This window comes from Lactobacillus sp. M0390 (assembly GCF_016102085.1).
Taxonomy (GTDB): Bacteria; Bacillota; Bacilli; order Lactobacillales; family Lactobacillaceae; genus Lactobacillus; species Lactobacillus apis.
Genome location: NZ_JACFPH010000027.1, coordinates 1 through 276, shown reverse-complemented (window position 1 = coordinate 276; position 276 = coordinate 1). Strand labels below are relative to the sequence as shown.

1 pseudogene is annotated in these 276 nt (G+C 47.1%); it reads right to left on the bottom strand.

The features are described from left to right. Nucleotides 1–276: pseudogene (locus tag H3R25_RS09005) on the bottom strand (IS3 family transposase); the annotation flags it as partial.

Sequence of the window (276 nt, the reverse complement as noted above, 5' to 3'; positions counted from 1 at the left end):
GGGATAGATGGGGCAGATTGGGATTGGCATTAATGGCATCAAGAATAAAAGTTACGCTAACTTTAAGCTCGCGCCTTAGTTGGGTAACTGCCTGGGCTATTTCCGCGGCTTGCGGTTCTTGGTCCGCTGGTCGACTAAGACGCTCAATTTTTTTACGAATTCGTTCTCGATTTTTAGCTTCAAGTTCTGCTGGCGTAAGCGTTCGTTTTCTTGCTTGAGCTGATGATTTTCCTTTTTGATCAGCTGCTCTCTTTTGGTCATGGGGCGGTCGTCCTC